3 protein-coding genes are annotated in these 2,140 nt (G+C 50.6%); all 3 read left to right on the top strand.

The genetic code is table 11. From position 1 onward, the window contains the following. Nucleotides 1-642: histidinol dehydrogenase (hisD, locus tag Q0362_RS07275; RefSeq protein ID WP_298121933.1), on the top strand; the 642-nt coding region annotated here is incomplete at its 5' end. Between the two features lie 4 nt (nucleotides 643-646). Further along, a complete protein-coding gene (nrdR, locus tag Q0362_RS07270) occupies nucleotides 647-1,111 on the top strand; it encodes a transcriptional regulator NrdR (RefSeq protein WP_280795161.1) in 465 nt (154 codons plus the stop codon). A gap of 39 nt (nucleotides 1,112-1,150) precedes the next feature. Beyond that, on the top strand, nucleotides 1,151-2,140 hold a 990-nt coding region (locus Q0362_RS07265; protein ID WP_298121935.1), incomplete at its 3' end, for a quinone-dependent dihydroorotate dehydrogenase.

The following is a 2,140-nucleotide window of genomic DNA, read 5'->3' as shown; positions in this document are numbered from 1 at the left end:
CGCCTTGTACGAGGCCGCGTGGGGATTGATTCTGAGGCTGGACCAACAGAAATTCTTATCATTGCTGATTCGTCGGCCCGTGCTGAATACGTTGCTGCTGACCTCATATCTCAAGCGGAACACGATGAAATGGCTTCCGCTGTCCTGGTAACGGACTCTGTCGAACTCGCTGCTGCGGTCGAATCAGAAATCAGCAAACAGGCAGGCGCTACTCCACACTCAGCTCGAGTAAAAATTGCTCTTGAGGGTCCACAATCAGCGATAGTTCTCGTTGATGATCTGTCCGTCGCCGTGGACTTCTCCAATGCATATGGACCTGAACACCTAGAGATTCAGAGCGAACACGCTTCCCAACTGGTTCCTCAGATAACGAATGCTGGAGCTGTATTCGTCGGAGACTTCACTCCCGTCAGCCTGGGTGACTACTCCGCCGGTTCTAATCACGTTCTCCCTACAGCTGGACAAGCTTTGTTCTCCTCTGGTCTCGGGGCGTACACATTCTTACGGCCACAACAAATCATTGAATACAGCAAAGATGCACTCAAAGAAGTTGCACAGGGTATTCGCGTGTTGGCCGATGATGAAGATTTACCCGCACACGGTGATGCTGTAGATATCCGTTTCAACACAGAGGACAATTAGTCGAATGTATTGCCCCTTTTGTCGCCATTCAGACTCCCGAGTAATTGACTCGCGAACAAGTGACGATGGACTTTCTATCCGTCGTCGACGCCAGTGCCCAGAGTGCAATGGCCGCTTCTCAACGCTTGAGACAGCTTCTTTGTCCGTGATCAAACGTTCAGGAGTCGTCGAATCTTTCAGCCGAGAAAAGGTGGTTGCGGGTGTTCGTAAGGCATGTCAAGGTCGTCCCGTGACTGATGCCGATCTTGCAGTGTTGGCTCAAAAGGTAGAAGAAACCATTCGTGCCACCGGTGCTTCTCAAATTGAAGCCAATGAAATTGGCCTCGCCATTCTGCCGTCCTTACGCGAACTCGATGAAGTTGCGTATCTCCGATTCGCCAGTGTTTATCAGGCGTTTGACTCGCTTGAAGATTTCGAAGTGGCGGTTCAAACGCTTCGTTCTGAGCGTCAAAACGGTCAGGCTGAGTAAGTAGTGGCAACTCACAACGGGGAACACTCGTTCTATAACCTGATTTTCAAAGGGTTCTTTAAATACCTTGATCCTGAGGATGCACATCACCTCGGTGCATTGGTGATCAAACTTGCAGGACTGCCAGGTATCCGTGGAATCAAGCATGCGGCAAGCAAACCTGTGCCGGAACTGCATGTTCAGGCCTTAGGTTTGCACTTCGACTCTCCCTTTGGAATGGCGGCAGGGTTCGACAAGGATGTCACCATGGTTTCCGGGCTATATGCACTTGGTTTTGGCCATGTTGAAGTCGGGACTCTGACTGCTCATGCTCAGCCAGGCAACCCAAAACCACGCCTGTTTCGACTTATCCCTGATCGTGCACTGATTAATCGAATGGGTTTCAATAACGGGGGAGCGGCAGCAGCTGTCCCTCGTTTGAAGAAGCTTCGCGCGCTGAAACATCGTCCAGTTATTGGTGTGAACATTGGAAAGTCCCGCATTACTGAAGTTGAGAATGCGATTGAGGATTACCTCATCAGTACACAACTTCTAGCACCTTTGGCTGATTACCTCGTTGTCAACGTCAGCTCTCCGAATACCCCTGGACTTCGTGGTTTACAGGAAATCTCTCACTTGAAGCCGCTGCTCGAAACAGTGAAGTCCTCTGCAGGCTCCACTCCTCTATTAGTGAAGATTGCCCCAGATCTCACTGAGGCAGAAATCGCAGAAATTGCTCAGTTGGCCGTCACTCTCAAGCTAGATGGAATCATTGCCACCAACACCACGATTAGTCGTGATGGTCTCCTGTCAGATCCTGGCAAAGTAGCAGCGATTGGTGCTGGCGGTCTCTCGGGTGCACCTTTGGCTTCGCGCTCACTAGAGGTACTCAAGCAGATAAGAGCTATTGTTCCAGCTCAAATGTGCATTATTTCTGTCGGCGGCATCGAAACAGCACAACAAATACAAGAGCGTCTTGATGCTGGCGCAACCCTCGTTCAGGGATACTCAGCTTTTGTTTACAACGGCCCTCTCTGGGCAGTCAAAATG

This window comes from uncultured Aurantimicrobium sp., assembly GCF_936931525.1.
GTDB lineage: Bacteria > Actinomycetota > Actinomycetes > Actinomycetales > Microbacteriaceae > Aurantimicrobium.
Note: the sequence above shows the minus strand (reverse complement) of the source record. Positions and strands in the feature narration are given on the sequence as shown.